This is a genomic window from Marivivens niveibacter, from assembly GCF_002150005.2.
GTDB lineage: Bacteria > Pseudomonadota > Alphaproteobacteria > Rhodobacterales > Rhodobacteraceae > Marivivens > Marivivens niveibacter.
In genome coordinates this window covers 454,984-481,935 of record NZ_MSPP01000003.1, presented here as the reverse complement: position 1 = coordinate 481,935, position 26,952 = coordinate 454,984, and the positions used below count along the sequence as shown (strand labels likewise).

Here is a 26,952-nt window from a genome sequence, read left to right as displayed (position 1 = left end):
TAGTTTGCGTACCACGAGTGAGGGTCTAAAGATGAAGTTCAACAAAATTTCCACGACGAAAATCAAACACCTGATCGGAGAGCGCGATTTGGTTTGGATCGGGCCGATGGTGTCCGTAGCCGAAGCGTCGGCATTGATGCTGAAAGAGGATATCGGCGCGCTGGCCGTGATTGAGGAAGATCGTTTGATCGGCATCGTCAGTGAACGCGACATTGTACGTCGCTGCGTTGCCCGTGATGGATTTAGCCCTGACACCAGCTGGGTGCGCCAGATCATGTCAGCCCCGCCTATTACGATTGATCGCAATATGTCGATTGGCGTTGCCGCAATGGTGATGATCGAAAACGGCATCCGTCACCTACCCGTTATGCAGCGTGAAAAGGTGCTGGGCATGGTGTCCATCCGCCGCGTTGTCGAAGAATACCGTCGCGGTTTGGAAACTTCGATCCTAGGGATCGCAGCTGAATAATCACACGACGATCTGACCAGCGTCCAGTTTCACCGTGCGATCCATGCGCGCGGCTAGATCCAGATTGTGGGTCGCGATCAGGGCAGACAACCCTGTAGATCGCACCAGCGTCATCAATGCGTCGAACACTCGGTCCGATGTATCAGGGTCTAGATTGCCGGTTGGCTCATCCGCCAACAATAACCGCGGCTTATTAGCCAAGGCGCGGCAAAATGCGACGCGCTGCTGTTCGCCGCCCGACAGCGCGGCAGGGCGGTGATCGGCGCGGTGCGCGACCCCGACCGTATCCATCAGCGCAATCGCTTGGGCGTGCGCATCTGTCTGCGATACGCCGTTCGCCAGCTGTGGCAGGATAATGTTTTCTGCTGCCGAAAATTCGGGCAGCAGGTGGTGGAACTGATAGATAAACCCAACGTCCGCGCGGCGCATAGCGGTGCGTTTGCGGTCAGGCAAATCCGTAACGTCTTGACCCGCGATTTCGACGCGGCCTTCATCAGCGGTATCCAGCAGCCCCGCGATATGCAGCAAGGTCGATTTACCCGCACCCGATGGCGCGACGAGGGCGACAACTTCGCCCTGCCCCACGGTCAGATCGACGCCGCGCAGCACCTGAACTTCGTTCGGTTTACCGTGGTTATAGCCTTTGCGGATATTGGTCAGGGACAAAGTGTTATTCATAGCGCAAAGCCTCGACCGGATTCATGCGGGCCGCACGGCGCGCGGGTAGCAACGTGATTGTCCACGAAAGTCCCAATGACAGCGCCATCGACGCCAATACGTTTTTCAAATTCAGCTCAGCAGGCAAATGATAGATGCCGCGAATGGACGGATCCCAAACGCCCCCGCCTGAAAAATAGTTAATCAGGCTGAAAATCGGATCGATGTAGATCACGAACAAACAACCAACGATCACGCCCAAAATCGTGCCAGCGGTGCCGATTGATGCGCCGCAGATGAAAAACACGCGCAAAACCGAACCTTCGGTCAGACCCATGGTCCGCAGGATGCCAATATCGCGACCTTTGTTTTTTACCAACATAATCAGGCCCGAAATGATGTTCATCGACGCGATCAGAACAAGGATCGACATAAGAACGAACATCACATTGTCTTCGACCGTTAAAGCGCGCAGGAAAGATCCGGCGCTGTCGCGCCACGTCCAGACCAGACCGCGATCACCCGCCGCGAGCAGTATATCGCGCAGGTAATCATCAACCGCTTCTGGGTCTTCGACCATAACCTCGATTTCGTCGGCAACGCCGTCTTTGTCGAAAAATAGCTGCGCTTCGGCCATCGGCAGGTAGACGCGGGTGCGGTCGATATCATAGCGACCCGCGGTAAAGATATAGACCACATCATAGGCGCTGACCCGTGGGCTGGTGCCGAACGCAGTACGCGTGCCGTTTGGCGAAATGATCTTGATCTTATCGCCCAATGTCACGCCCAATTCACGTGCGACGCCCGATCCGATCGCGATCCCGTTTTCGAATTGCGTGATATCGCCCAACGACTCTTCGGGTTCGACGATGCGGGGGATGGTCATTAGGTCGTCGTAGGAAATCCCGTACACCTCAACCCCTGCGTTTGCGGAGGCGTGGTTTGCCATCACCTGACTACGCACTAACGGCGCGGCGCGCGTCACTCCGTCAACAGCGCGCAGGGCGGCGGCCATGTCATCTGGATTTTCAATCACCCGCGACACGTTCCCACGGTCATCGGCGACGAGTGTTTGGTAAACGGTCACATGGGCATTCGCGCCCAAAATGGTGTCTACGAAATCGGTGCGAAATCCCGCGCGGATCGACATCGTTGCAACCAATGCAAACACGGCCAAGGTGATCCCGATCAGACTGATCCATGTCATCACGCTCACGCCACCTTCGGCGCGTTTGGCACGGACATAGCGCCAAGCGATCATCCATTCGAACCGTGAAAACGGCGGCGTTGATCCAGAGTTTGACATGACTGCTCCTACGATTTGAGCGGACATTATGACATCCCCCCCAAACGTCAAGCAGCGCAAACCCGCCTAACGTATTGAAAACCTTACACTGTGTAAAAGATACTTTACACAAAGTATAGAATCAATTACCCAATGTCATATAAACACGACTCGAATTTGGATAAGAGTGATGTCACAAGAGGAAAAATGTACGATCGTTTCGATTATTGTGAACCTGATCGTAAACGGAATGCTGGCAAGCAAACTGTTTGGCCTGTGGTCGGACGGCACGTTGCTGGGCCCAAGCGGCGTTATGATCTGGGCGAAATCGACCCTATGGGCGATGGGCATCACGATCGTCGCGACGATTGTTTTGACGGTCCTTTTCATTATCATCATGGCGATCATCACCGGCGACACAGATTTCCGAACGGACGAACGGGACCGGCTATTCACCAATCGCGGCAATATGTTTGTCATGGTCGCCGGCGGAGCTGGATTTGTCGCTGCGATGATCATGATGGCAATGGGATTTGCCCCTGTTTTCGGATTTATCTTTGTGTTCTACGCCTATGCCATCGGTGACCTGATCGGGAACCTGCATAAATTCGCATCATACCGAGGATTGATTTAACCCGTGGCCAAAATCCAGATCACCAATACGATCCGCAGGCTGCGGTTTGACGCAGACGAAATGACGCAAAAGGCGCTGGCCGAGAAAGTCGGTGTCACGCGGCAAACCATTATCGCAATTGAAAATGCGAAATACGCGCCCACGCTAGAGCTTGCCTTTAAAATCGCGCGTGTGTTCGACAAACCATTAGAAGACGTTTTCACCTACACCGAATAACGACCTTAACCCCTATTATTAAAGAGTATCTGCCATGAAACCCATGACTGCAGCGCCCAACCGGCTTGCCTTTTTACTGTTCTTTCTGACTGCCATCCCGATCATTGTAGGTCTGATGCGCGTGGTTCAGGTTCCCACGGGCAGTGTCCCGACTGAAGGCAGCCACCTAATCGACACGCCCATTTCGTTATGGCTGCACAGCTTGGGCGGCGCGGCCTTCGGCATCATCGGGCCGCTACAATTCACCAACGTTCTGAAACGCCGCTATGGCTGTTTGCACAAAGTTTTGGGATACGTTTTCGTGGTTTCGGGCGTCGGGCTGTCGCTTAGCTCTTTGTCGTTGCTGCTGACGCATACGGATACAGCGACCGTGATCCTGAATTCCGCCCGTTTTGTCGCCGCCTTTGCCGTGATCGGCAGCCTAGCGATTGCCATTCGCGCGATTATGCGGCGCAACCTGCCCGCACACCGCGCGTGGATGATCCGTGCCTACGCGGTCGGAATGGGTTCGTCGACCGCTGTGTTTTTCTTTATCCCCTACGTGCTGATCACAGGGTCCGAGGAAACAGGCTATGCCTCGGACTTGCTGTTCATTCTGGCGTGGGGGATCAACATCGCGATTGCCGAACGGGTCATCCGTGGCAAACGGCCGGCCATCAGCTCTGTGGTTTTAACGCCCCAGCAAAACTGAACGTCACCAACGACAGCGCGATCAGCAACCACACCCCGCCCGCGAGGGACGTCAGTTCCGCCACCGCGCCGATGATGGGCGGGCCCATCAGCATCCCGCCATAGGTCAGGGTCGCCACACTGGCGATCCCGACCCCTGCTGATACTTCGGGGTCATTAGCAGCACGGGAAAAGGCCAAGGGCACAATCATCGCATAGCCCAACCCGAACAGGCAAAAACCAACCAAGGAAATCACAATATCGGGCGCAAATAGGACCGTCAAACCGCCACAAAACGCCATCACAGCGGACAGCCGCACGGTCCCTACGGGTCCGACCATTTTGATTATAACGCTACCCGATAACCGCGTTACGACCATCGCCACGGAAAACGCTGTGACAGCCAAGGCCGCCGTTGCAGCGTCTGCACCTTTTAAATCATGCATAATAAGGGCAGACCAGTCGATCATAGCCCCCTCACCCAAGGCAGATGAAAAACCCACGATACCTACGAACAGCAACGCGCCTTTCGGAATTGCGAACAATTGGGCCTTACCCTGCGGGGCCGATTTTTTGCTGTCCCACGGGATGTAGACCAGCGGACCGCAGATAATCACCATCACAGCCAGCGCCAGCCAGAAATGCATGGCGATCCCCATTTCCATCTGCAGCGCCCAATATCCGGACAACGCCCCAAGTGCCCCGCCCAACGAAAAGCTTGCATGGAACCCAGACATGACCGCCCGCTCCATCCGTTTTTCAACTTCGGCGCCCCACGCGTTCATGGCGACATCTTTGGCACCGAACGACGCACCCAGCACCAATAACGTTGCCCCCAACAACCAGACATTTGGCATCAGCGGCAACAGCGCCGCGACAATAATCACACCGCACATCAAAATTAACGATGCCGTACGTGCGCCCCAACGATCGACCCAACGCCCCGCAACCGGAAACGCAATAATTGCCCCCCCCGCAATCAGCAAAAGAAGGATGCCCAACTGACCAGGGCTCAGGTCGAATTTGTCGACAAAACTTGGAATCCGCGCGGCCCAAATACCAAAGACCCCACCGCTAAAGAAAAACATCGCCATAATGGCGCCCCATGCACGCAACAGCATGATTCCGACCTCCCTAAATCGTTACAGAAGACCAAAACAGCTTTCCAAAGCGCTTTGCAACGAAAAACGGCCCGCGATAGACACGGGCCGTTTCAAAAGCGGATTTGCAAATTAGTGGTTCATGGACCCTGCGTCGCCGTGATCGTGGTCATGGTCGTGGTTCATCTCACCAGCCGTGCGTTCCAGATCAACAGGGATCATGATCTCGATCTCTCCGGCATGCTCGAAAACCAAAGTCACGGGAATTTCCGCGCCCTGTTCGAATGGTTGGGTCAATCCCATGAACATCACGTGATCAGCGCCGCGTTCCAAAATATGACCGCCGCCGGCCGGAATAGTGAAACCGCCTTCGACACGGCGCATTTTCGCAATGCCGTCTTCCATGATGTGGGTGTGCAGTTCAACACGCGCCGAAACATCTGACCGCGCATCAATCAGTTGATCATCCTGATCGCCGGCATTGTGGATCATCATAAACGCCGCGCCGGCAACTGCCGACATACCCGATGCGCGCGCATAGGCATCGTGAATTTCAATGTTGCTTTCGGCAGTTGCAGCCGATGCAAATACAGCTGACGCCATAAGGCCAGCAAAAACGGTCTTTTTAAACATAGTGTGTACCTTTGTGTTTGGAGATGTCAGAAATTCAATTCATCCAAACACGGGCGGCCCCCGCGCCGACGCCCGCAAGGTTCGCACAAATGCAGGTTCGGCATCTTTACCGTAACCAAAGGCGATGGTCTGACCGTCGATTTCACGGCAGGCCATAGTTGGTTGATCAACCGCTACAATAACGTTCAATGCGCAGTCAGGGCAGATATGCGGATGCCCAACGGGTTCCCCATCTGGGCCAACTGGCACCTCAACCGCTGTTTGGCCTATACATAGAACAGCCATTCCAACGGGCTGCGTTTGACCACGCAAAACTGCCATTTGCTGTGATGTCACCACCACCAGCAAAACCAGCAAAAAGCCTATGATCCGACCAATCGTCATAAGGCGCGGCGTATCAAAGTTGTTTGCACAGCGAAAGTGGTCAATTTGCCCCGCCAATCAGCAAAAGGCGCAACACCTCACCTTGGTGCCAACTATAACGACGCGCGGGCCACAGCCCGCGCACCTTTTAATAGCAAAAGCCCAGAGCATCGCTCTGGGCTTTCGTATTCCGGTGATCGAAAGGGGGTGATTAAGCCGAAGCTTTAACAACCTCTTTTTTGATCTTCAGAGCTGCGTTGGACAGCTCAGCGTCTTTTGCTTTCAGCAAGAAAGCGTCCAGACCGCCACGGTGGTCAACAGTACGCAGCGCAGCCGACGAGATGCGGAAACGGAACGAACGGCCCAGTACATCAGAGGCCAGAGTTACGTCTTGCAGGTTTGGCAGCCAGCGACGGCGAGTTTTGTTTTTTGCGTGGCTTACGTTGTTGCCCGACATCGGGCCTTTGCCAGTCAATTCGCATTTACGCGACATAGGAATTTCCTTCGTTATTGTATCCAGCCACCAGGGCCGGTTATCGGTGTTTGTGGGCTTTCGCCCGATCGCATCGTGCACCGTGCGCGAAACGAATGGGCAGCCCTTAGTCGGATTCCCCACATCGGTCAAGCTTTTCAGGAATTACCCTGCCATAAACCCGTCCAGAACCTGCGCCGCAGCGCTGGCTGGGGTAATCTCTCCCCGTGATAACGCGGCCTCTGCCTTCGCCAATTGCGCGGACAATGCTGCATCCGCCGATAACCGTTCCAGCAACTGCAAACGAACCTCTTCGTGGAACCAATACCGCGCCTGTTCGGCACGGCGGCCCGCAAAATGACCGTTTTCTTTGCGCCATTCCGCCAGCGCACACATTTCATTCCACGCTTGCTCAACACCCGCGCCTTCGTAGGCTGAAACGGTCATCGCCTTGGGGAAATCACTGGGGTCTTGGGGGCGTTTGCGCAGCAGCCGCAGCGCACCCGCATAATCCGCGCAGGTTCGCGTGGCCGGAGGTTTCAGATCGCCATCCGCCTTGTTCACCAAAATCAAGTCGGCGATTTCCATGATTCCGCGTTTCACGCCCTGCAATTCGTCACCGCCCGCGGGCGCCAATAGCAGAGTGAAAATATCGCACATTTCGGCAACCATCGTTTCCGATTGCCCAACGCCCACGGTTTCAATCAGAACCACGTCAAAACCAGCAGCTTCGCACAGCGCAACGGCTTCGCGCGTCCGGCGGGCAACGCCGCCCATTTGCGCCTGCGATGGCGACGGGCGGATAAAGGCGTTGGGGTCACGCGACAGATGCTCCATCCGCGTTTTATCGCCCAAGATAGATCCGCCCGACCGTGCAGATGACGGGTCGACCGCCAAAACGGCCACGCGCAGCCCCTGCCCCGTTAGAAAAAGGCCAAAGGTTTCGATGAATGTGGATTTGCCCACACCGGGCGTGCCCGACAAACCAATGCGCAATGCCTGACGATCCGATCCCAACGCGTCGATCAATTCCAGCGCCTGCTGGCGGTGATCTGCGCGGCAGCTTTCGACCAAGGTGATGGCACGGGCCAGCGCACGGCGTTCACCGTTTTTCAGCGCGGCAGCGGTGGCGGGAATGTCGATCTTTCGGCTCATGGCACCTTCTTAACGTGTGTTTGGGTTCTGTCCAGCGCGACAGGGTGTCACCTATCGGCTTGACGCCGCGCCCGTTCCGCACAGATTGGGCGTATGAGCGCGCTACCTCAGACATTTATTGATTGGTTTAACGGCCAAGGTTGGGACATCCACCCCCACCAAAGCGATATGTTCGACCGCAAGGATGCCGCCGCATTGGTCCTGATCGCACCGACGGGCGGCGGCAAAACTTTGGCGGGGTTTCTACCTACACTGGTCGAATTGGCCGATGGCGCGCACAAGGGCCTGCACACGATCTATGTGTCCCCGCTCAAGGCTTTGGCCGCAGACATTCGCCGCAACTTGACCCGCCCCGTTCAGGAAATGGACCTACCCATCAGGATCGAGGACCGCACGGGCGACACGTCCTACACCCAGAAACGCCGCCAGCGCGTGGACCCACCCCATATCCTGCTGACCACCCCAGAAAGCCTTTCGCTGCTGACATCATACGAAGACGCCCCGCGCATGTTCGCAGGCGTCAGCCGCATCATCGTGGATGAAATCCATGCACTAAGCGAAAGCAAACGGGGCGATCAACTGATGCTGGCCATATCCCGTCTGCAGGCCATGGCACCAAACCTGCGCCGCGTCGGGCTATCGGCCACAGTTGATGATCCTGATGCCATCGGCCGCGAATTGGCCCCTAGCTGCACGGCCTGCGACATCATTCATGCCGACCCCGGCCCCGCGCCTAATATTTCAATGCTGGTCACGGATACCCCGCCCCCTTGGGCGGGCGGCGGCGCGAAATACGCGATCCCTGCGGTGTTGGAACAGGTCAAGAAACACAAAACCACGCTGATCTTTCACAACACCCGCGCGCAGGCCGAAATCTTTTTCCATAACCTATGGCTGGAAAACACCGACGACCTGCCCATCGGCATTCACCACGGATCGTTATCACGCGACCAGCGCGAGGCGGTCGAAACCGCCATGACCCAAGGCGCGCTGCGGGCTGTGGTCTGCACGGGCAGTTTGGATCTGGGGATCGACTGGGGCGACGTCGATCTGGTGATCCAAGTCGGCGCACCGAAAAACGTCAAACGTTTGGTCCAGCGGATCGGGCGTGCCAACCACCGCTACAACGCCCCGTCCAAGGCAATGCTGGTCCCTGCCAACCGGTTCGAGGTGATCGAATGCCAAGCCGCGATTGACGCGGCCCTAGCCGGTGATCTGGACGAGACCCGCAAAAACAGCGGGCCGCGCGATGTTTTGTGCCAACACATCCTGATCCGCGCCTGCGCAGGCCCGTTTGATGAAAATGATCTGCTGGCGGAAATTCGAAGCGTCGGCGCCTATGCCGACCTGACCCGCGCTGAATTCGATGACTGTCTGGATTTCGTGGCGACGGGCGGCTACGCCCTGCGGGCTTATGACAAATGGCAACGCCTGATGCGGCGGCCCGACGGCCAATGGCAGTTGCGCGATCCACGATCAGCGGCGCGGATACGGATGAACATCGGGACGATTCAGGACACGGATACGCTCAAGGTGCGGATGCGCGGCGCGGGCAAACCGTTGGGCGAGGTCGAAGAAGGCTTTGCCAGCACGCTGACCGCAGGCGACACGTTTCTGATCGGCGGCAAAATCGTGCGGTATCAGGGCATCCGCGATCTGGTGGTCGAGGTCACAAAATCAGCCTCCCAAACGCCCAAGGTCGCAACGTTCAACGGCACGAAATTCGCGACCTCGACCCAGTTGTCAGATCGCATCCTGTCTATGTTCGCCATGGGCGAATGGCCCGACCTGCCCGCACACACGGCAGACTGGCTGGCACTGCAAAGCGAGGTATCCAAGCTGCCCGAGCGTGACCGCATTCTGGTTGAAACATTCCCGCACGACAGCCGCCATTACACCTGTGTCTACGGGTTCGCAGGGCGCAACGCGCAGCAGACGCTGGGCCTGATCCTGTCGCAACGGATGGAACAGGCGGGGCTGGACCCGCTGGGATTTGTGTCGACCGACTATGCAACGCTGCTATGGGGGCTGGAACCTGTCACCGATCCCCATGCGCTGCTCCGGCCCGATGGGTTGCGCGATGGGTTGGACGAATGGCTGGCCGGCAACATGGTGATGAAACGCACGTTCCGCACTGCCGCCAACATCGCCATGCTGACCGAACGCAACAGCCCCGGAAACCGCAAATCCGGCAAACAGGTGACCTTTTCATCGGACATCTTGTACGACACCCTGCTGCGGTACGACCCCGACCACCTGATGATGCGGATCACGCGAGTCGAAGCCATGCAAGGTCTGGTCGATTTTTCGCGGATCGAGGATATGCTGACCCGCACAGGCGGCGCGATTGATCACGTCGCGCTGGATCGCCTGCCGCCCTTGGCCGCGCCTTTGTTGTTAGAGGTCGGAAAGATCCCCGTCCTGGGGTCAGGCCGCGACAGGTTAGAGGCCGAAAAGGCCGCCGAATTGATGCAAAAGGCTGGCGTCAAAACCCAATAGCGGGGGTTGACCCTGCCTGCGGTCGGGGCCAAAGAAACGCCCATGACGACCCATATTTTTACCTTTTGCGAAACCGAACTGACGGCTCTGCCATCGGGCGGATTGTGGATCGCGGCGGACCAAACGCTGATCGTGTCAGACCTGCACCTGTGCAAATCGGAACGGTTTGCGCGCAAGGGCCGCGCTTTGCTGCCGCCCTATGAAACCCGCGACACGCTGACCCGTCTGGATCAGGACCTGACAGATCTGGCGCCAGCGCGGGTGATCTGTTTGGGTGATAGTTTCGATGATGTCGAAGCCATCGAACACATGGGCGACGCCGAAAAACTGTGGCTTGCGCGGATGCAGGCGGGCCGCGAATGGATTTGGATCGCGGGCAACCATGACGCGGGCCCAGTTGAGCTGGGCGGGGAATACGTCGCGGAAACACGGGTTGGCAATCTGACCTTCCGCCACATTGCCGAGGAAACTACCGAAGCTGGCGAAGTGTCAGGCCACTACCATCCAAAACATGCGATCACAGGCGCACCGCGCCCCTGTTTCGTTTATGATGATCGCCGTTTGATCATGCCTGCATATGGCACCTACACGGGGGGCATTCCCGCGACCAAAGACCCAATTCGGCCGCTATTTGACCAACGCGCCTTTGCGGTCGTTACTGGGCGGCTATGTCTAGCCGTTCCTTTGTAATGTCCACGTCTTGCGGTGACAAAGCCAACACGCTGTCACGATAACTGCGCGAAACAGGCACCAGATCACCAGTTGTCATAACCAGATATTCGCGGCCAGATTTTCGGCCAAACCCGTCAATTGCGGCTACATTGACCCAGTGGCTGCGGTGGACCCTTAGGCCTTTGTAATCGTCCAGCTCGGCTATCGCATCAGCCATCCGAATAAGAACGCGTTCGCTTTGACCATTTGAATAGCCCGCAATCACATAGTGATCGTCGCTGCTTAGGTAAATCAGATCGGCATCGCCGCGTTCTGTTAGCCGATCAAATAGACGCGGCTGTTCGTCAATCTTTTGCCATGGATGGATCAGCCCCAAGCCAGCGGTAATCGAATGCCGGACAAAGGCAACGGTGATCGCGATGGCAAAGACTTTAACAACAAACAGTGGGCTATTTTGCCAGATTGAATCCGTTTCCTGATCCCGTAAAAACAATACCCACGACGCGGCGCTGACAATCGGGCTGAACAACGCGAAAACCACCAGTTCGCGTAGAACGAAATGGTCAATCCGTTCCGCGAAAAAACGGCGCAAGGCATAGACGCCCCCCATCGACAGCGCAACAATAACGCCCCAGCTGAACAGACGGCGACCGAAACTAAAGTCGCTGTAGGTATCAAAAGGCCCCAGAAAGGCCAGCAACACGGTTAAACCGGTGCCAATCCCCATAAACAGAATGGGTAAATTCGGTTCTTGACGATCCATTGGCTATAACTCGAACAGTTTGGCTAGGGATGATCAAACAAAATACTACGGGCAACCAACACCAGCCGAGTGTCGCAATTAAACTTTAGATTGTGAACAGTGAAAAAAACGGCGCTAGAGTGTAGCGCCGTTACGTAATTTACGCAGTCAGGCCTTTCGGCTCTGGTAGACCATTTGCGCGGCAACAGGCCGTGACTGTATTTGCCAAGAGGCAGGCAATGGTCATCGGGCCAACACCGCCCGGTACGGGGGTGATAGCGCCAGCGACTTCGGCGCAGGATGAGTATTCGCAATCGCCAACCAGTTTGGTTTTGCCTTCGCCTGCATCGATGCGGTTGATGCCTACGTCGATCACAGTCGCGCCCGGTTTGATCCAATCGCCTGTCACCATTTCTGGGCGGCCAACGGCGGCGACAACGATGTCGGCGCTGCGCACAATGTCTTGGATATTTTTGGTGCGGCTGTGCGCGATGGTCACGGTACAGCTATCGCCCAGCAGCAGTTGCGCCATCGGTTTGCCCACGATGTTCGAACGGCCCACGACAACGGCGTTCAGACCCGACAGCGACCCGTGGTGATCACGCAGCATCATCAAACAGCCCAGCGGCGTGCAAGGCACCATCGATTTCTGCCCCGTGCCCAACAGACCTACGTTTGAAATGTGGAACCCATCAACGTCTTTGGCAGGATCAATCGCGTTGATCACCAGATCGGAATTCATGTGGTTCGGCAAAGGCAGCTGAACCAGAATACCGTGGACTTGTGGATCGTTGTTCAGTTTTTCGACAACAGCCAGCAGTTCGTCTTCGGTCGTTTCGGCTGGCAGTTTGTATTCATAGGAATTCATGCCTGCTTCGATGGTCTGTTTGCCTTTCGACCGCACGTAAACCTGGCTTGCTGGATCTTCGCCAACCAGAACCACCGCCAAACCCGGAGTGATACCGTGTTCCTCTTTCAGGCGGGCCACATGGCCTGCGACCTTTTCCCGAACGGTTGCTGCGAACGCTTTGCCGTCGATCACCTTGGCTGTCATCGGCCAATCCCCTTTGCTGATGTCCACGCTTTTGCGGGCCTCGTACACCGTATTGGGGCCAAAGCACAGCCCCGCCCCCTCTGTTGGCGCTACGCTAGGTAATTTAAATGCGCAATATCTACGTGAATGCGACCGATAAGGAACGAATTCCGCCGATAGGAACGCGAATTCACAGCAAAGTCGGCGCCCAAGCCCGTTGGTCTGGAACATGCAGCCGCAGCGAGTCGCCCAGCACTAGATCACCGGGGCGCTCAACCCACGCCGTCACGCCGCGTTTTCCGTTCGCTTTGGACTTGAACGATTTGCCATGGCCCGGTTCGACCTGTTCAATGGTTTTCGCAACCACATGACAGGGACGGTTCTGCATATCAATCACGACCGTCGCGCCCGTGCGTTCGCATTGCAGGCGCGATGACGGCGGGGTGTGGCTGAAATCGGGAATGCCTTCGATCACGATTGACGCGCCCAACCACAGCGGATCCAGCTGCGCCAAATCCAAACCGCCAGCGATCTGAGCCATTTCTTCGGCGGACAAAATGGACAGCTGCCGCACATTGCCGATTTCGGTGCCACGTTCATATTGCTGAGTAACGCGGCTGCACGATGGGCGGGTGATGCCGAAATGCGCGTCTTGGCGGTTGCCACCAAATTCGAGCGTCATAGCGTCCAGCGCATGGGATTCCACCAATCCGCTATCGTCAGACGTGGCGGGCATATAGCCCAGATGCACAATGCGGGCGGTATAATCGGTACGTTTCAGGGCGGGCATTTATCTTCTCAGTACAAAGAATACGCGGCGGAACGTGAACATGGCCGATCCGTCATCCGCCAAAGGATACGCCGAATGCAGTGCGGCTTCATACCGTTGCAGATAATCGGCCTGTTCGGTTTCATCCATCTTCGCCATAATTGGCCGCAGATACGTAGACTGCGTGAAATGGCGCACGGGATGACCTTCGGCTGGGGCAAGCGGTTGCAGGTAAGACGTTTCCCACGCGGTCACGTCGCCATGCGGCGACAGGATACGATAATAATCAGCAGGGTCCAGAACATCTGCGTTCCAGCCGCCATCCGCGAACCGATCTGGGAACATCTCAACGGCGACCGACCGCGCCAACGCGTGGCTAGGCCCGTCGTGCTGCCCCGGCATTTGGACAGCCAAAACGCCGCCCTCCGCCAATTGACCTGCAATCATCGGCATCAACGTTTCATGGTCAGGCAACCAGTTCAGCGCGGCATTGGAAAATATGACCGCAGGCGGTTTGCTGGGCTGATAGTGCGTGATGTCGGCATGCACCAAATCATCGTAGTTGCGCGTTTCGGATGCCTTAACCAACATCGCCTCAGAACTATCGACGCCAATCAGTTTGTGGCCGTCGAACCGTTCGGCCAACGCCTCGCCCACGGCGCCATTACCGCAGCCAAGGTCAATAATATCGCCCTCAGGGATCACGCCGACTTGGTGGATCAGGTCAATCGCAGGGCGCAAACGCAAACCCCGAAACCTTGCGTAGGTTTCGGGGTTCCAATCTTTTGATTGAGCGGGGCTCACTCTTTAGGCTCCTCTGGCTGCTCTTCGGCAGCTGGTTTCGCCTTTTTGCCGACCGTCGGCATATGAGTGACAGAGGTGTCTTCTTCCTCTTTGCCATCGCCTTGGGGCGGTTCGCCCTTCATCACGCGTTGGATTTCGGCACCTGTCAGAGTTTCGTATTCCAACAGACCTTCGGCCAGACGTTCCCATTCGGCATTCTGTTCAGTCAGGATGCGATAGGCGGTGTCGTAGCCTTCTTGGATAAAGTTGCGAACTTCTTCCTCGATCAGCTCTTTGGTTTGTGCAGAAACCGAGAAACCAGCGGTGTTACCCGAATAGCCTTCGGCGGCTTCGGAATAATCGACGTTACCGATCTTGTCCGACATACCCCAACGTAGAACCATCGCGCGGGCCAATTGGCTGGCCTGCTGAATGTCGCCTGCTGGGCCGTTCGATACGTGATCAGCGCCGTATTTGATAATCTCGGCCGCTTTACCCGCCATCGTCATAGCCAGTTTTTGCTGACATTCGGATTTGTGCCAGTTCAGGCGATCCATTTCAGGCAAGGACACAACCATACCCAACGCACCACCGCGTGGAATGATCGTCGCCTTATAAACAGGATCACATTCCGGCAGAGCCAGACCAACAACAGCGTGGCCAGCCTCGTGGTAAGCGGTTTTTTCTTTTTGATCAGGTGTCAGAACCATCGAACGACGTTCTGCGCCCATCATCACCTTATCCTTGGCGTTTTCAAAATCGACCATGGTGACGAAACGGCGGCCAACACGTGCGGCCATCAACGCGGCCTCGTTCACTAGGTTTGCCAGATCAGCACCCGAAAAACCGGGGGAACCACGTGCGATAATACGCAGGTCCACATCTGGGCCCAATGGGGTTTTCTTGGCGTGGACTGCCAGAATTTTTTCACGGCCTTTGATGTCTGGGTTCGGAACGGTGACCTGACGGTCGAAACGGCCTGGACGCAGCAACGCAGGGTCCAGAACGTCACGGCGGTTGGTTGCCGCAACGATGATCACGCCTTCGTTCGCTTCAAAGCCGTCCATTTCAACCAGCAACTGGTTCAACGTCTGTTCGCGTTCGTCGTTACCGCCGCCGTAACCCTGACCACGAGCGCGGCCCACAGCGTCGATTTCATCGATGAAAACGATACATGGCGCGTTCTTTTTCGCCTGTTCAAACATGTCGCGGACACGGGACGCACCAACACCCACGAACATTTCAACAAAGTCGGAACCCGAAATGGTAAAGAACGGAACGCCTGCTTCGCCCGCAATCGCGCGTGCTAGCAATGTTTTACCAGTACCTGGAGGGCCTACCAGCAATGCGCCTTTAGGGATCTTACCGCCCAAACGGCTGAATTTTTGCGGGTTGCGCAGGAACTCTACAATCTCTTGCAGCTCTTCTTTGGCTTCATCAATGCCAGCAACATCGTCAAAGGTAACGCGACCATGTTTTTCGGTCAGCAATTTCGCCTTGGATTTACCAAAACCCATCGCACCGCCACGGCCACCGCCCTGCATGCGGTTCATGAAATAGATCCACACACCGATCAGCAGCAGGAATGGCAACAGCGACAAAAGGATCGCTTGGAACGTGGATTGTTCCTGTGCATCAGCCGTGACTGGAATGTCATTCGCGATCAACAGCGCGGTCACTTCGGCGTCATCTGGACGAATGGTCAGATATTCGCGGCTGTCGGTGCCAGTATAGAACACTTTTTCACCGTCCAGCGTAACTGACTGAACTTCGTCGTTCTCAACTGCTTGGATGAAATCCGAATAGCTCTGTGTTGTGGATTGCAGGCTCGACGTACCCGACGAGAATACGTTGAAAAGCGAGACGACCAGCAAAAACAGGACGACCCAAAATACGATATTGCGTGCGTTGCCCAAGGGGGACTCCTCTGACGTTCATGCCACCAGTTCGGCTGGTGGCAGATTTCCCCTTAAAATAGGCAGTAATGTCAGAGGTTCAATGCGTGTTTCGCAACAGGATGCCATGGCGCGACGATCTGCGCCGTCCAATTGTCATTAAAACCAGCCAATGGTGCAGCAATTAGCGTTTTTTCATCCCAAATGGCAGGTGACGAAATAATCGATGCACGGGAAAAACCTGCCGCCCGCCAGTCATCTAACTGGCGAATCCCCAGTTCGCCAACCGGTGCGATGGTCAATGCAGGGTCATGCGGTCCGTCCAATCGCCAGCGACGGTCCCAAATTTCATCGGTTGGGCATGTCAGATCGTGCACGGCATTCAATTCGCGCGTCACATGGATTTTGTCATCTTTCACGATGATCGCGCAGCCGTTCAGCGTGTGGTTTCGCCCGTCCAAAATCGCCGTATCCAATTCAAACAGCGCCGAAGTGCGCGGCGCATATTGCCCGCCGCCGATCCACTGCAAAATCGCAACCCAAAGCCGCCGTTGAATTTCAACTGGCATCACCCGATTGAAATTTCGCGGCAATGTCACATCACCGCCCGTGACGACGACGTGCTCCTCTGCCTCTTTGATGGTGTAATATTCCAACGCGCTGCGCGCCATTTTCATAGCGTGAACAGAGGATGAAATCTGGCCAGCGTTCAGGCCGATGGCGTCGAGCTGCGGCAATAATTTGCGGGTGCGCACGCGCAGATATTTATCGTTGTCATTCGTCGGATCATCGACCCAACCGATGTTGCGACGCATCAGATATTCGCGCAGTTCTGCCCGCGACACGGACATCAATGGGCGCCGCCATTGGACCCTACCGTACGTAGGGAAAAGATCCATACCCGCCAGACCGTTTACACCCGCCCCGCGCGCCAAAGACATCAGAAATGTTTCGGCCTCGTCATCTTGAGTGTGGCCCAGAACGACATGCGCGCAATCGTGATCCCGTGCCCATTTGGCGATCAGGCGATATCGGGCCTCGCGCGCGGCAGCCATGAGGTTACCATCGGCCTGCCCGTCCCATCGCAACGTGTCATGGTGGATACCCCGTTCGGCGCAGAATGTGGCGACCATGCGAGCTTCATCAGCGGCTTCGGGTCGCAATCCGTGATCGACCGTGACAGCCAGCACCGTTTGGTTTTGTTGGGCGGCTGCACGGATCGCCAAATCCAACAACGCCATTGAATCGCCGCCACCAGATACCGCAACGGCGACCGTATCTGGTCGCCGCGCAAATGCCGTTCCGACGGCGTGCAGCAGCATGGCGTCAGGCCCCTGCTGCATCAACCATTCATGATCTAGGAACATCCGAAATTGCGCATCGCGCTTTGAGCATCCAAAGCGGCATCAGTATTCGGGAACCGCACGCCAACCTGCATCAGGGTCGTACAGGCGTCTTGGGTCTGACCCAACGCTCCTAACGAAAAGCCCAGTTTGAATAACGCATCAGGCGCGATTGCCCCTGCGGGATCTGCCGAAAAGCTGCCCAAATACGCGCGGGCCGCGTTCGTCACTTCACCCAAAGATTCATACGCTTCGCCGCTTAGGTAATGGGCCTCTTGCGCCAAAGGGCTACCGGGGTACGCCATTACAAAATTATCAAAGCCCGACACAGCGGTTCGGAAATCGCCGCTTTCCATTGCGGTTTTCGCCGCATCAAAATCGGCCTGTTCGCCCACAGCCAACTGTGGACCAACCACCGTTGGCGTAACAGGCGTTGGAATAGCCGCCGAACCCGTATCTACACCGCCCAAAGACGGCGTGTCCCCCAACGATCCGATATCGCAGTTCGGTTCCAATTCACACAAACGGAACTCTAGATCGCCAATACGATTGGTGCCGTCGCGCACAACCTGCGTGATCTGGAATTCGAGCTCTTCGGTTTTTGAGGTCAAACGCTGCAATTCCGTCTGAATCGCATTCAACCGTTCTAACGCCGAACCGCCAACCGAGGCTCCGCCCATGGCGGACCCTGTCGTTGATAGTTCGGTATTTAATTGCTGAACCTGAACATAAAGGGCCGTTAACTGCTGACGAATATCCGCCAGCGTCTGATCCTGCGCCGCGGCCTGAAACGGCAGCGTGACTGCAACAGCAAAAGATAGCAAAGCCTTGCGCATTGTAACGGCCCCCAAAATTCAGATTACATCATTGAACCGATGCTGATCACAGTCACAGCTCGGCGGTTTTGTTCATAGCAAGCGGCCTGCGCACAGGTCGCGATCGGGCGTTCTTTACCATAGGAAATGGTACGGATACGCGATGCTGGGATACCTTTGGAAATCAGGTATTCGTAAACCGCATTCGCACGGCGCGCGCCCAATGCAAGGTTATATTCGCGCGTGCCTTGTTCGTCGGCGTGGCCTTCGATCACAGCAGTGTAGTCTGTGTTCGCCATCAACCAACCGACCTGACCGTCTAGCGTCATCATCGCGTCGGTCGACAGTGTGGATTGATCCACCGCAAACAACACGCGGTCACCGATCGTCTGGTTAAAATAGGCAGGGCTATTGGGGTTGGACGGATTATTCATCGCATCCGCGCCAAAAGCGCCATTTGCATTCAAATCGACAGAGTTGGCATTACCAGCGCCGAAACGGTCTGGATTGGTACAGGCGGCGGTGGTCATCAGGGCGATGATCGCTGCGGCTTTGGTTAGGGTGTGCATGGATGTTTATCCTAATTTTGACTGCTCTTGGTCAGATTATAACACGGGCGGCCCCAGTTGGGAATCCGCCCGAAAGATTAGCGTAGCAATGGGCCCCATGACGGGTCAGAGGCAAAACCGCCCAGCGGAACCTGACGCAAGTTTCGGCCCGAAATATCAACCGAATAGAGCGATGGACCGCCGTTTTCTCCCAGCGTTTCGCGGAAGAACATAATGACGCGACCATTCGGCGCCCATGTCGGGCTTTCGTCCAGATATCCACCCGAAGCCGACGACAGCAGACGTTCGTTCGATCCGTCGGTGCGCATCACGCCAATGTGGAAACGGCCCGCGTTTTGTTTGGTAAAGGCGATCATGTCACCGCGCGGCGACCAAACGGGCGTACCATAGCGGCCGTCGCCGAATGAGATACGGCGCGCTTCGCCACCATTGACGGACATGACGTACAGCTGCTGACCACCCGAACGATCCGATTCAAAAACGATCTGCGATCCATCTGGCGAAAAGCTGGGTCCGGTTTCAATCGACGGGGCGTTGGTCAGGCGTGTATGTTGGCCAGAGGCGATGTCGGTCATCCAGATATCGGTATTACCGCCGCTTTCTAGGGAATAGATCACTTTGGTTCCGTCGCGATTGAAACGCGGCGAAAACGCCATGTTACCAGGCGCAGTGGTGATGGGCCGTGCAGAAGCCGAATTCACATCCAGCATCACGATGCTCGTCCCGATGCCCGGCACCAACGATGTATACAAAACACGGTCGCCCGACGGCGAAAAACGCGGGGAAAATACAATGTCGCCGCCTGCGGTCAAAGGCTCTGCATTGCGCCCATCATAATCCATGATCGAAATGACCTTGCGGCGGTTATCTTTGGGGCCGCTTTCAGCGACGTAAATGACGCGGCTATCAAAATAACCTGCCTCGCCCGTGATGCGGCTGTACACTTGGTCTGCAACCTTGTGGGCCAATCGGCGCCAACCGTTACCTGTGGCGCTGGCAACCAATTGCTGACCGTCGCCCATTTCAGCGCCCGTGAACACGTCGAACAGGCGGAATTTCACAACGACCTGATCACCGGTCACAGCAACAGCGCCCGTAATCAACGCCTGAGCATTAATCGCACGCCAATCCGCATAGGCAGGCGTGGTGTTGAACACATGGCGGCTGATGAACGCAGACGATGGGATTTGACGAAACAGTCCCGTGCCGGACAGATCGTCGGCAATCACTTGGCTGATCTGTGCGGCCATCACCTCGGATCCTGCGGTTTCGGCGTCAAACGACGGCAACGCGTAGGGCAATGGTTCGATCACACCATCAGTAATGGTCAAACGCAAAGGCTGCGCTGCCACTGGGCCAGCCAGAATAATAGCTGACAGAAGGATCAACAGTTTCTTAAACATTCAGGTCCTCATAAGCGGGCGTTCCCATCGAACGGCAGCATGGAATATTTGATACGTCATTTACCAGATTGCCCCCATAAACATGGGGAAATTGGGCGAAAAGGTGCCACATCCGGATCACAAATCTGCGAACTATTGGCACCGCAATCACCGTAAACTCATGGAAACTGGATCAAATGTCAGTTCGACATCTTTCCACGTTTCATATTTTTCTGCGGGCAACGGATAGCCCGATGATTGGCAACGCAAAATTGCGCGGCGTACAGAATCGAATGCTGCACGCACCGCAGCGCTATCGCCGCCTGTTGCTCCGATCTGACGGACATCCCCATCAACGCGGCCTTCGCGGGTTAGCGAAAACGCAACCGTCACCGTCACATTCGCAGATTGCGCACCGCTATCGACAACCCAACAGGCGCTGACAGCGTTTTTGAATGCGCTTTCTTCGCCGCTAGACAATGGCGGACCAGCGGTAGCCGGCCCCTGATTTGCCGCCGTAGAAGCCGTCGCGGCGGCTAACGCGGCTGCGATTGCGTCAGCTTCGGCATCACGTGCGGGGGCCTCTTCGGCGGGTTCGGGCGCAGCGGCGGTCTGCGTTTCAGCAGGTTCAGGTTCTGGCTGCGTGCGCAAAGCCGATGGGCGCGCAGGCGGTCGCGGCGACGATGTCGGCGCAGCAGCCGCTGGTGTTTCATCCGCTGACACAATGCGGGCTGCGGTTTCTTCGGGTGCTGCCGCGTCGCGTTCTTCCTCGACCACTTCGGGCGTTTGATCAGCCTCGGCTTGGGTGACAGGCGCGACAGGTTCGGGCGCAACGTCCAATTCGGGCTGCGACGGCGTGGGCACGGACGCGATACGATCGGCGGGCCGTTCCATCGGGCGCGGCGAAATGGGCAAATCTTGCGCGCCAACCTCGGGCGATGGAGGGGTTGGTTCGACCACGGTTTCGACGGGCGGCTCAACAGGTTCGGGACGCGCGGGCGGCGCTGGCGGCGGCGTGTCCTCGACCGGGGCTGCAGGCGCAGCGGGCGCAGGTTCGACTGGCGTGGGTTCTGGTTCTAACGGGACGGCATCTGGCGGCGTGTCTTCGACCGTGGGGGCGATCATGTCGGGCAAAGGGTCCGTCGTGGTTTGCGGCGACGTCGCAGCAACCAAAGCATCATATTCCGCCCCCGAAATGACCGACACATCGGCCACTTCGAACTCCATCGGTTCGTTATTCATTCCCCAGCCGACGACGAGCCATAGGATCAGCCCCGCATGGCCAACCCCAGATACCCAAGTTCCGACGCTGTAGCGTTGAAAATCCACGGCGTTATCCGTTCGACCCCGAGGTCGCAATATCGGTCACCAGACCGATGTTCGAAAACCCACCCGCGTTCAGCAGGCCCATAATCTCGGCCACGCGGTTCCAATTGTTGGCACCATCCGCGCGCAGATAAATACGGTCGCTGGACCGTTCCGCCGCAATCGCCTGTAGTTTTGTCACCAATTCAGCCTGATCCGTTTCCGAATTCTGGATCATCACTTGACCTTCGGCGGTGATGGTCACGGTCAGCGGCTCTTCGTCATCTGTTGGCAGCGCCGAGGCCTGCGTTTTCGGCAATTCAACAGGCACACCCACCGTCATCAGCGGTGCAGCAACCATGAAAATAATCAGCAGAACCAGCATCACGTCTACGAAAGGCGTGATGTTGATTTCAGACATCGCAGCACTGCCACCGCGTACGCGGCGACGGCGACGAGATCCGCCGCCTGATGCCTTTGGGGTAACGCCCGCACCCATCGTTTAACTATCCAACTGACGACCAAGGATGGTCGAAAATTCATCGGCAAAAGCCTCGTACCCAGCGACGACGTGATCGCTGTCGTTGGTCAGCTTGTTATAGAACACAACCGCAGGGATCGCGGCCAGCAGACCCAGACCGGTTGCCAGCAACGCTTCGGAAATACCAGGGGCCACAACGGCAAGGTTGGTTGTTTGCGCTTCGGCAATTTCGATGAAGGAATTCATAATCCCCCAAACGGTACCGAACAGACCAACAAACGGCGCGGTCGAACCGACGGTCGCCAAAACGGGCAGACCTTTTTGCAGCTTTGCCGCCTCCTTCGCGATGGCGACATCCATCGAACGGTCGATGCGCGCGTGAGCGTTTGCGATGAAGCCACCGTCGCCTTTGATGCTACGCTGCCATTCCATCATGCCCGCGACGAAAATACGTTCGCTGGGGCCAGTCGGAGTCGTGCCGATTTTGTCGAACAGATCATTCAGAGGCTCGCCAGACCAAAACGCGCGGTCAAAAACAGCGGCCTCTGCGCGCGCCTTGCGGTATTGGACGATCTTATCAACGATCACAGCCCAGCACCAAACGGATGCTAGGACCAACATGATCATCACTAGTTTAACAAGGATCGTCGCGCGGGCGAATAACGCCCACATCGTGTAGTCGGTTGCTGCTTCCATGTGCCTGCTCTGTACTGTCGCGCGGTTTTTCCCGCTGTTGCGAACCGAAATACATTATCCACAGGCGATTTGCCAAGCGTCTTGCGTTCACGCTTGCGTTTCAGGACTGAAATACGCGATTTTCAGCCTGTTTAGCCGATAATCAATGCAAAGCGCGGCGCAATTCCTGCGGCAAACGCGCTGGTGACCCGTTCGGGCCGATCGCAACCAACGTGACGTGCGACGTAAACAGCAGCTCTCCGTCGCGTAGAACATCCTGTTGCAAGGTGATCCGCGCACCAGTCATGGAGTCGACCTTGGTTTCAACCACCAGATCGTCATCGAATTTCGCGGGGTGCAGATAGTCTGCCTCGACCCGGCGTACGGCGAAAACGATACCTTCGTTTTCTTTCAGCGCCACCTGATCCACGCCGCGCGTACGCACCCATTCCGTGCGGGCCCGTTCGATGAATTTCATGTAATTCGCATAATAGACGATGCCGGCCAGATCGGTGTCTTCGTAATAAACGTGGCATTCAAAACGGTGGGTCATTGGGACATCCGTGCAAATAAACGGTAACTATGGGACGCATCGCGATCACATGCGGGCAGAACAGGATCATAGGCCGCACGGATCAGCGCCCCGATATCAGGACGCAAAACGGTCGTTTCACCAGCGTTTGCCAGTGGCGATTGTTCCGCAAACGCGCCATCGCCCCAGGTCAGCAACATCTGCGCAGCTTGGGCCAGTGCGATATCTGCGGCGGGTTGTTTCGCCAGATCGCCATCCATGCGCAGAACAACAACACAAGAATTAATTGCGCCATCTTTGTCGAAACGAAAGGTGCGGTACTGGTTCGCACTCGACCCGTTCAGGCGTGACACCAGATCAGGCAGCCCATCCAACAGCTTTTCCAGATTGGGAACGCCCAGCAGGTCATCCCAAGCACGGCAGAAAAAGATCATCAGGTTCGCACCCAATTCGGTATCCGTTTCGGCCATCTTGTGGCCTGCCATGCCGACGGTCGCCTCGATCGCGCCTTTCAGGATTTTCAGAGTTTCCTCTTCCACTCCGAAAACAACGGGCACAATGGGACGGCCCCAACGGGCGCATAAATACGTACCGTCAGCGCGGGTGAATAGCTGTGTAATCTGTTCAGGTGTCATGCCGTTTCGATAACCGCCCCTGCCCCGCGATTCAACCGAACAAATCCTGTTCGCTGCGCGGTGCGTCCAATCCCAGATGCCGCCACGCCGCAGCGGCCAACATCCGTCCGCGCGGCGTGCGCTGGATAAGACCCTGTTGTAGCAGATAGGGTTCGATCACTTCCTCTAGCGCGTCGCGGCTTTCGGATAGGGCCGCCGATAGGGTTTCGACCCCCACAGGGCCGCCGCCATAGCTTTCGGCCATTAGGCGCATATATCGGCGGTCGGCGCTATCCAGCCCCAGACTATCTACGCCCAAACGAGTCAATGCGCGGTCAGCGATGGCTTGGGTCACGCGACCGTCGCCTTCGACTACGGCGAAATCGACGACACGGCGCAGCAATCGGCCCGCAATACGCGGCGTTCCCCGAGCACGTTTCGCAATTTCATGCGCGCCATCGTCATCAGCAGGCGCCCCCAACAACCGTGCGCCCCGCGTGACGATCTGATGCAATTCATCAACATTATAGAATTCGAGCCGCGTCGGAATGCCAAAACGATCCCGCAGCGGCGTAGTCAGCAGACCCAAACGCGTCGTTGCACCGACCAGCGTAAAGGGCTGTAATTCAATCCGCACCGTTCGCGCGGCTGGACCTTCGCCGATAACAAGGTCCAGTTCGTAATCTTCCATCGCGGGATACAGGACCTCTTCGACCGCGGGGTTCATGCGGTGAATTTCGTCGATGAACAGAACGTCCCGCGCCTCTAGGTTTGTTAGGATCGCGGCCAGATCGCCCGCTTTGGCCAACACAGGGCCCGAGGTCATGCGGAAATTCACGCCCAATTCGCGCGACATAATCTGCGCGAGCGTCGTTTTACCCAATCCGGGCGGGCCGTGGAACAACGCGTGGTCCATCGCCTCGCCCCGCCGCTTGGCGGATTCGATGAACACGCGCAGGTTGGCGCGCGCTTCGGCCTGACCGATGAATTCATCTAACCCCTGCGGACGCAACGCGCGATCGTTGTCTGATGATTGCCGTTCGGGCGACAGATCTTCGGTTCGGTCCATCGATTACCCTTTCGGCGCCAGTAGTTTCAGCGCCGCTTTGATCAACGCGCCGGTGTCCAAATCAGGCTCCGACTCTAGCGCCGTTGCAACAGCCGATGCCGCATCCGACGGACCGTAGCCTAGGTTTTGCAGCGCCGATAGCGCCTCTGGCTGCGCGGTGTTCTGTTTGGGCGGGGCCGTCTTGCGCGGCTTTTTCACGGGCGTTTCGGTGTCAATCACGTCGTCCGAAACGGCCGCCTCTTGCCCAGACATGGCCATGACGGACGGCGCTTTGTTCTTTAGCTCCAGCACCACGCGCTGCGCCGTTTTCGGGCCGACCCCTTTGGCACGCGCCACAGCCGCAGCATCGCCCAGCGCAATCGCGCGACTGACGCCTTCGGGGCCAAGCGTGCCAAGGATCGCCAATGACGCCTTTGGCCCAATGCCCTGAACGCCCGTCAGCAGGCGGTGCCATTCTTTTTCAACCAGCGTCGAAAATCCGAACAACTGCATCAGATCTTCGCGCACCAATAGGTCCGTATATAGCGCGACCGCCTCGCCCACGGGCGGGATGGCGGCCATGACACGGTCGGAACAATAGACGATGTAACCCACACCGCGCACGTCGATCATAACGTGATCCAAGCCTTTGTAATCGACTATCCCAGAGAGTTTCCCAATCATCCCGCGGCCTTTGCGATTGCGCGCGACAGATGCCCCGCAGATTGACAGTGGTGTGAATGACAAATGGCAATCGCCAGCGCGTCCGCAGCATCGACACCGTTGATCTTTACGCCCGGCAATTGCAGGCGCACCATGTGGTCGATCTGTTTTTTGTCCGCGTGACCGACGCCAACGACGGCTTTTTTCACCGCGTTCGGCAGATATTCCCCGACAGTCAGCCCCGCCTGCGCAGGCACCAGCAGAGCAATCCCGCGTGCCTGCCCCAGCTTCAGGGTCGCAACCGCGTCTTTGTTAACGAACGTTTGCTCGACCGCAGCGGCGTCAGGTTTGTATTCAGAAAAAACGGCAGTCAGTTGATCGTGCAGATCCAGCAATCGGTTCGATAGATCGGCTTTGCCGTCAGATTTACATATTCCGTTCGCCACATGCGCCAGTCGGGATCCCGATACATCGATGATTCCCCAGCCCATATTTCGCAGCCCCGGATCGATTCCGATCACGCGCATTGCTGTGCCTTATTCTGCTCTTTTTCGACAAATAGCACAAAACGCGAACAAACGCCAAGCCGCTTTTACGATCACCCAACGCACATTGCCCCAAAAGCGAACAGGCAGATGCAAATTACGACAGATCGAGTGATTAAATTGTGACCTATTTGCACAAAAATTAGCCATTCCAAAAACGCATAATTACTATGCAAAACTGGCGATGGTTTTTGCATTTCGGGCAGATTACGTGGGCCTCAGAACACAGATCATGCCGCATTGCGGCAACAGAGTAATGAGGAATTAACATGGCATTAGTTGCTGCACCGATTGCGCTGTCGCCAGACACCGCAGCATCGTCCCGCGCCGCATATCAGGCGGTATCGTTTGTTTACGACCAGATCGCACGCATCCAGAACTGGATCGAGCTGCGCAAAACACTGGCCTTGCTGGATAAACTGTCGGATCACGAATTGAACGACATCGGCCTGACCCGCGGTCAGATTATTGAAATCGCGCGCAAGGGCGCATTCAACTGATCCAGTGCCATCGAATGTAATGCAAAAGGACCGCCCAAATCGGGCGGTCCTTTTTGTTATCTTAGCGCCGTCTTTATCAGCGCTGTCAGGTTTTCAGCGGTCCATTTCGTGACCACATCAACCTGCATGAACCATGCACCGGCCTGTTCAAACACCGTGCCGTCAGCCAACATTTCAACACGCTGCGCATACACATTTGGACCCAAGTTCATCAGCATCAAAACCTTGAACCCGATCAATGCGATCCCGGAAATGGCCAACCCTTTCCAAGGAAACCGCGGCGCACGTCTGCGCGGCCGTGCAACTATTAACCCGTCACTTAGAATTTCGTGCCTTACACCATTCGCAGTGCGCATTTCATAAGACCGTTCAATTCTATCAACGCGGGCCTCAAACGTACTCTCATTCTGACCCATAACATAAACCTTACGCGT

General features: G+C 56.5%; 32 protein-coding genes. 7 read left to right on the top strand and 25 right to left on the bottom strand.

All coding sequences use genetic code 11. From position 1 onward, the window contains the following. The first annotated feature begins 31 nt into the window (after positions 1–31). Positions 32–469: a CBS domain-containing protein gene (locus BVC71_RS11150; protein WP_086451727.1), complete on the top strand. Its 438-nt coding sequence runs from the start codon at positions 32–34 to the stop codon at positions 467–469. Here the strand turns inward: BVC71_RS11150 and BVC71_RS11145 are convergent, their stop codons facing one another. After that, on the bottom strand, positions 470–1,147 hold the full coding sequence (locus BVC71_RS11145; protein WP_086451726.1) for an ABC transporter ATP-binding protein: 678 nt from the start codon (positions 1,145–1,147) through the stop codon (positions 470–472). Then, entirely contained in the window at positions 1,140–2,432 is a 1,293-nt protein-coding gene (locus tag BVC71_RS11140; RefSeq protein WP_086451846.1) for an ABC transporter permease, read from the bottom strand. Before BVC71_RS11140 ends, BVC71_RS11145 begins: the two co-directional genes overlap by 8 nt. A gap of 169 nt (positions 2,433–2,601) precedes the next feature. On the opposite strand from BVC71_RS11140, the gene BVC71_RS11135 reads away from it, so the two are divergent. From BVC71_RS11135 to BVC71_RS11125, 3 genes are read left to right on the top strand one after another with little or no spacing between them, the layout of a single operon-like run. After that, positions 2,602–3,045 (top strand): hypothetical protein, encoded by a 444-nt coding sequence (locus BVC71_RS11135; RefSeq protein WP_086451725.1) that lies wholly within the window; start codon positions 2,602–2,604, stop codon positions 3,043–3,045. Between the two features lie 3 nt (positions 3,046–3,048). After that, positions 3,049–3,261, top strand: coding sequence for a helix-turn-helix transcriptional regulator (locus tag BVC71_RS11130; protein WP_086451724.1), 213 nt, complete (start codon positions 3,049–3,051; stop codon positions 3,259–3,261). Positions 3,262–3,295: 34 nt separating this feature from the next. Continuing rightward, positions 3,296–3,952, top strand: coding sequence for a DUF2306 domain-containing protein (locus BVC71_RS11125; RefSeq protein WP_086451723.1), 657 nt, complete (start codon positions 3,296–3,298; stop codon positions 3,950–3,952). Here BVC71_RS11125 and BVC71_RS11120 read toward each other — a convergent pair. From BVC71_RS11120 to meaB, 5 genes are all read right to left on the bottom strand, one after another. Next, positions 3,918–5,051: an MFS transporter gene (locus BVC71_RS11120; protein ID WP_086451722.1), complete on the bottom strand. Its 1,134-nt coding sequence runs from the start codon at positions 5,049–5,051 to the stop codon at positions 3,918–3,920. The two genes, BVC71_RS11125 and BVC71_RS11120, sit on opposite strands and share 35 nt — an antisense overlap. A gap of 111 nt (positions 5,052–5,162) precedes the next feature. Beyond that, positions 5,163–5,663 carry a copper chaperone PCu(A)C gene (locus BVC71_RS11115; RefSeq protein ID WP_086451721.1) on the bottom strand — a complete coding sequence of 167 codons (501 nt, stop codon included), beginning with the start codon at positions 5,661–5,663 and terminating at the stop codon, positions 5,163–5,165. Positions 5,664–5,702: 39 nt separating this feature from the next. After that, positions 5,703–6,047: a hypothetical protein gene (locus BVC71_RS11110; protein ID WP_086451720.1), complete on the bottom strand. Its 345-nt coding sequence runs from the start codon at positions 6,045–6,047 to the stop codon at positions 5,703–5,705. 190 nt (positions 6,048–6,237) lie between these two features. Then, a complete protein-coding gene (gene rpmB / locus BVC71_RS11105) occupies positions 6,238–6,519 on the bottom strand; it encodes a 50S ribosomal protein L28 (RefSeq protein ID WP_086451719.1) in 282 nt (93 codons plus the stop codon). Between the two features lie 144 nt (positions 6,520–6,663). Beyond that, a complete protein-coding gene (gene meaB / locus BVC71_RS11100; RefSeq protein ID WP_205905969.1) occupies positions 6,664–7,653 on the bottom strand; it encodes a methylmalonyl Co-A mutase-associated GTPase MeaB in 990 nt (329 codons plus the stop codon). A gap of 93 nt (positions 7,654–7,746) precedes the next feature. Between meaB and BVC71_RS11095 the strand changes: the two genes are divergently transcribed. Together BVC71_RS11095 and pdeM are read left to right on the top strand one after the other, a co-directional pair. Beyond that, positions 7,747–10,152, top strand: coding sequence for a ligase-associated DNA damage response DEXH box helicase (locus BVC71_RS11095; protein ID WP_086451718.1), 2,406 nt, complete (start codon positions 7,747–7,749; stop codon positions 10,150–10,152). Between the two features lie 42 nt (positions 10,153–10,194). After that, entirely contained in the window at positions 10,195–10,842 is a 648-nt protein-coding gene (pdeM, locus tag BVC71_RS11090; protein ID WP_086451844.1) for a ligase-associated DNA damage response endonuclease PdeM, read from the top strand. Here pdeM and BVC71_RS11085 read toward each other — a convergent pair. The 17 genes from BVC71_RS11085 to ruvC form a co-directional block, all read right to left on the bottom strand. Then, positions 10,808–11,587 carry a LytTR family DNA-binding domain-containing protein gene (locus tag BVC71_RS11085; protein WP_086451717.1) on the bottom strand — a complete coding sequence of 260 codons (780 nt, stop codon included), beginning with the start codon at positions 11,585–11,587 and terminating at the stop codon, positions 10,808–10,810. The two genes, pdeM and BVC71_RS11085, sit on opposite strands and share 35 nt — an antisense overlap. Positions 11,588–11,726: 139 nt before the next feature. Beyond that, entirely contained in the window at positions 11,727–12,620 is an 894-nt protein-coding gene (gene folD, locus BVC71_RS11080) for a bifunctional methylenetetrahydrofolate dehydrogenase/methenyltetrahydrofolate cyclohydrolase FolD (RefSeq protein WP_086451843.1), read from the bottom strand. A gap of 169 nt (positions 12,621–12,789) precedes the next feature. Further along, positions 12,790–13,389: an MOSC domain-containing protein gene (locus tag BVC71_RS11075; protein WP_086451716.1), complete on the bottom strand. Its 600-nt coding sequence runs from the start codon at positions 13,387–13,389 to the stop codon at positions 12,790–12,792. Continuing rightward, positions 13,390–14,172 (bottom strand): methyltransferase domain-containing protein, encoded by a 783-nt coding sequence (locus tag BVC71_RS11070; RefSeq protein WP_240516836.1) that lies wholly within the window; start codon positions 14,170–14,172, stop codon positions 13,390–13,392. It abuts the gene before it with no gap. Then, entirely contained in the window at positions 14,169–16,067 is a 1,899-nt protein-coding gene (gene ftsH, locus BVC71_RS11065) for an ATP-dependent zinc metalloprotease FtsH (RefSeq protein ID WP_086451715.1), read from the bottom strand. The genes BVC71_RS11070 and ftsH overlap by 4 nt, the downstream gene beginning before the upstream one ends. A 71-nt stretch (positions 16,068–16,138) precedes the next feature. Next, complete coding sequence (gene tilS, locus BVC71_RS11060; protein ID WP_086451714.1) at positions 16,139–17,413, bottom strand: tRNA lysidine(34) synthetase TilS; 1,275 nt, start codon at positions 17,411–17,413, stop codon at positions 16,139–16,141. Then, on the bottom strand, positions 17,404–18,225 hold the full coding sequence (gene ybgF / locus BVC71_RS11055) for a tol-pal system protein YbgF (protein ID WP_086451713.1): 822 nt from the start codon (positions 18,223–18,225) through the stop codon (positions 17,404–17,406). Before ybgF ends, tilS begins: the two co-directional genes overlap by 10 nt. A 23-nt stretch (positions 18,226–18,248) precedes the next feature. Next, entirely contained in the window at positions 18,249–18,773 is a 525-nt protein-coding gene (pal, locus tag BVC71_RS11050; protein ID WP_086451712.1) for a peptidoglycan-associated lipoprotein Pal, read from the bottom strand. Between the two features lie 77 nt (positions 18,774–18,850). Then, positions 18,851–20,176: a Tol-Pal system beta propeller repeat protein TolB gene (tolB, locus tag BVC71_RS11045; RefSeq protein WP_086451711.1), complete on the bottom strand. Its 1,326-nt coding sequence runs from the start codon at positions 20,174–20,176 to the stop codon at positions 18,851–18,853. A gap of 147 nt (positions 20,177–20,323) precedes the next feature. Continuing rightward, positions 20,324–21,484, bottom strand: coding sequence for a hypothetical protein (locus BVC71_RS11040; RefSeq protein ID WP_086451710.1), 1,161 nt, complete (start codon positions 21,482–21,484; stop codon positions 20,324–20,326). Between the two features lie 4 nt (positions 21,485–21,488). Then, positions 21,489–21,959, bottom strand: a complete 471-nt coding sequence (gene tolR, locus BVC71_RS11035) for a protein TolR (RefSeq protein ID WP_086451709.1) — start codon at positions 21,957–21,959, stop codon at positions 21,489–21,491. A gap of 3 nt (positions 21,960–21,962) precedes the next feature. Further along, a complete protein-coding gene (gene tolQ / locus BVC71_RS11030) occupies positions 21,963–22,637 on the bottom strand; it encodes a protein TolQ (RefSeq protein ID WP_205905968.1) in 675 nt (224 codons plus the stop codon). 142 nt (positions 22,638–22,779) lie between these two features. Further along, on the bottom strand, positions 22,780–23,169 hold the full coding sequence (gene ybgC, locus BVC71_RS11025; RefSeq protein ID WP_086451708.1) for a tol-pal system-associated acyl-CoA thioesterase: 390 nt from the start codon (positions 23,167–23,169) through the stop codon (positions 22,780–22,782). After that, positions 23,166–23,783 carry a hypothetical protein gene (locus BVC71_RS11020; RefSeq protein ID WP_086451707.1) on the bottom strand — a complete coding sequence of 206 codons (618 nt, stop codon included), beginning with the start codon at positions 23,781–23,783 and terminating at the stop codon, positions 23,166–23,168. Before BVC71_RS11020 ends, ybgC begins: the two co-directional genes overlap by 4 nt. Before the next feature lie 31 nt (positions 23,784–23,814). Continuing rightward, entirely contained in the window at positions 23,815–24,831 is a 1,017-nt protein-coding gene (gene ruvB / locus BVC71_RS11015) for a Holliday junction branch migration DNA helicase RuvB (RefSeq protein WP_086451706.1), read from the bottom strand. 3 nt (positions 24,832–24,834) lie between these two features. Beyond that, the gene (ruvA, locus tag BVC71_RS11010; protein WP_086451705.1) at positions 24,835–25,494 is read right to left on the bottom strand and encodes a Holliday junction branch migration protein RuvA; all 660 of its coding nucleotides are present in this window, start codon (positions 25,492–25,494) and stop codon (positions 24,835–24,837) included. Next, positions 25,491–26,000: a crossover junction endodeoxyribonuclease RuvC gene (gene ruvC, locus BVC71_RS11005; protein WP_086451704.1), complete on the bottom strand. Its 510-nt coding sequence runs from the start codon at positions 25,998–26,000 to the stop codon at positions 25,491–25,493. Before ruvC ends, ruvA begins: the two co-directional genes overlap by 4 nt. A gap of 287 nt (positions 26,001–26,287) precedes the next feature. On the opposite strand from ruvC, the gene BVC71_RS11000 reads away from it, so the two are divergent. After that, positions 26,288–26,518 carry a DUF1127 domain-containing protein gene (locus BVC71_RS11000; RefSeq protein ID WP_086451703.1) on the top strand — a complete coding sequence of 77 codons (231 nt, stop codon included), beginning with the start codon at positions 26,288–26,290 and terminating at the stop codon, positions 26,516–26,518. Between the two features lie 56 nt (positions 26,519–26,574). Here the strand turns inward: BVC71_RS11000 and BVC71_RS10995 are convergent, their stop codons facing one another. Continuing rightward, positions 26,575–26,778, bottom strand: a complete 204-nt coding sequence (locus BVC71_RS10995) for a hypothetical protein (protein WP_086451702.1) — start codon at positions 26,776–26,778, stop codon at positions 26,575–26,577. Between the last annotated feature and the right edge of the window lie 174 nt (positions 26,779–26,952).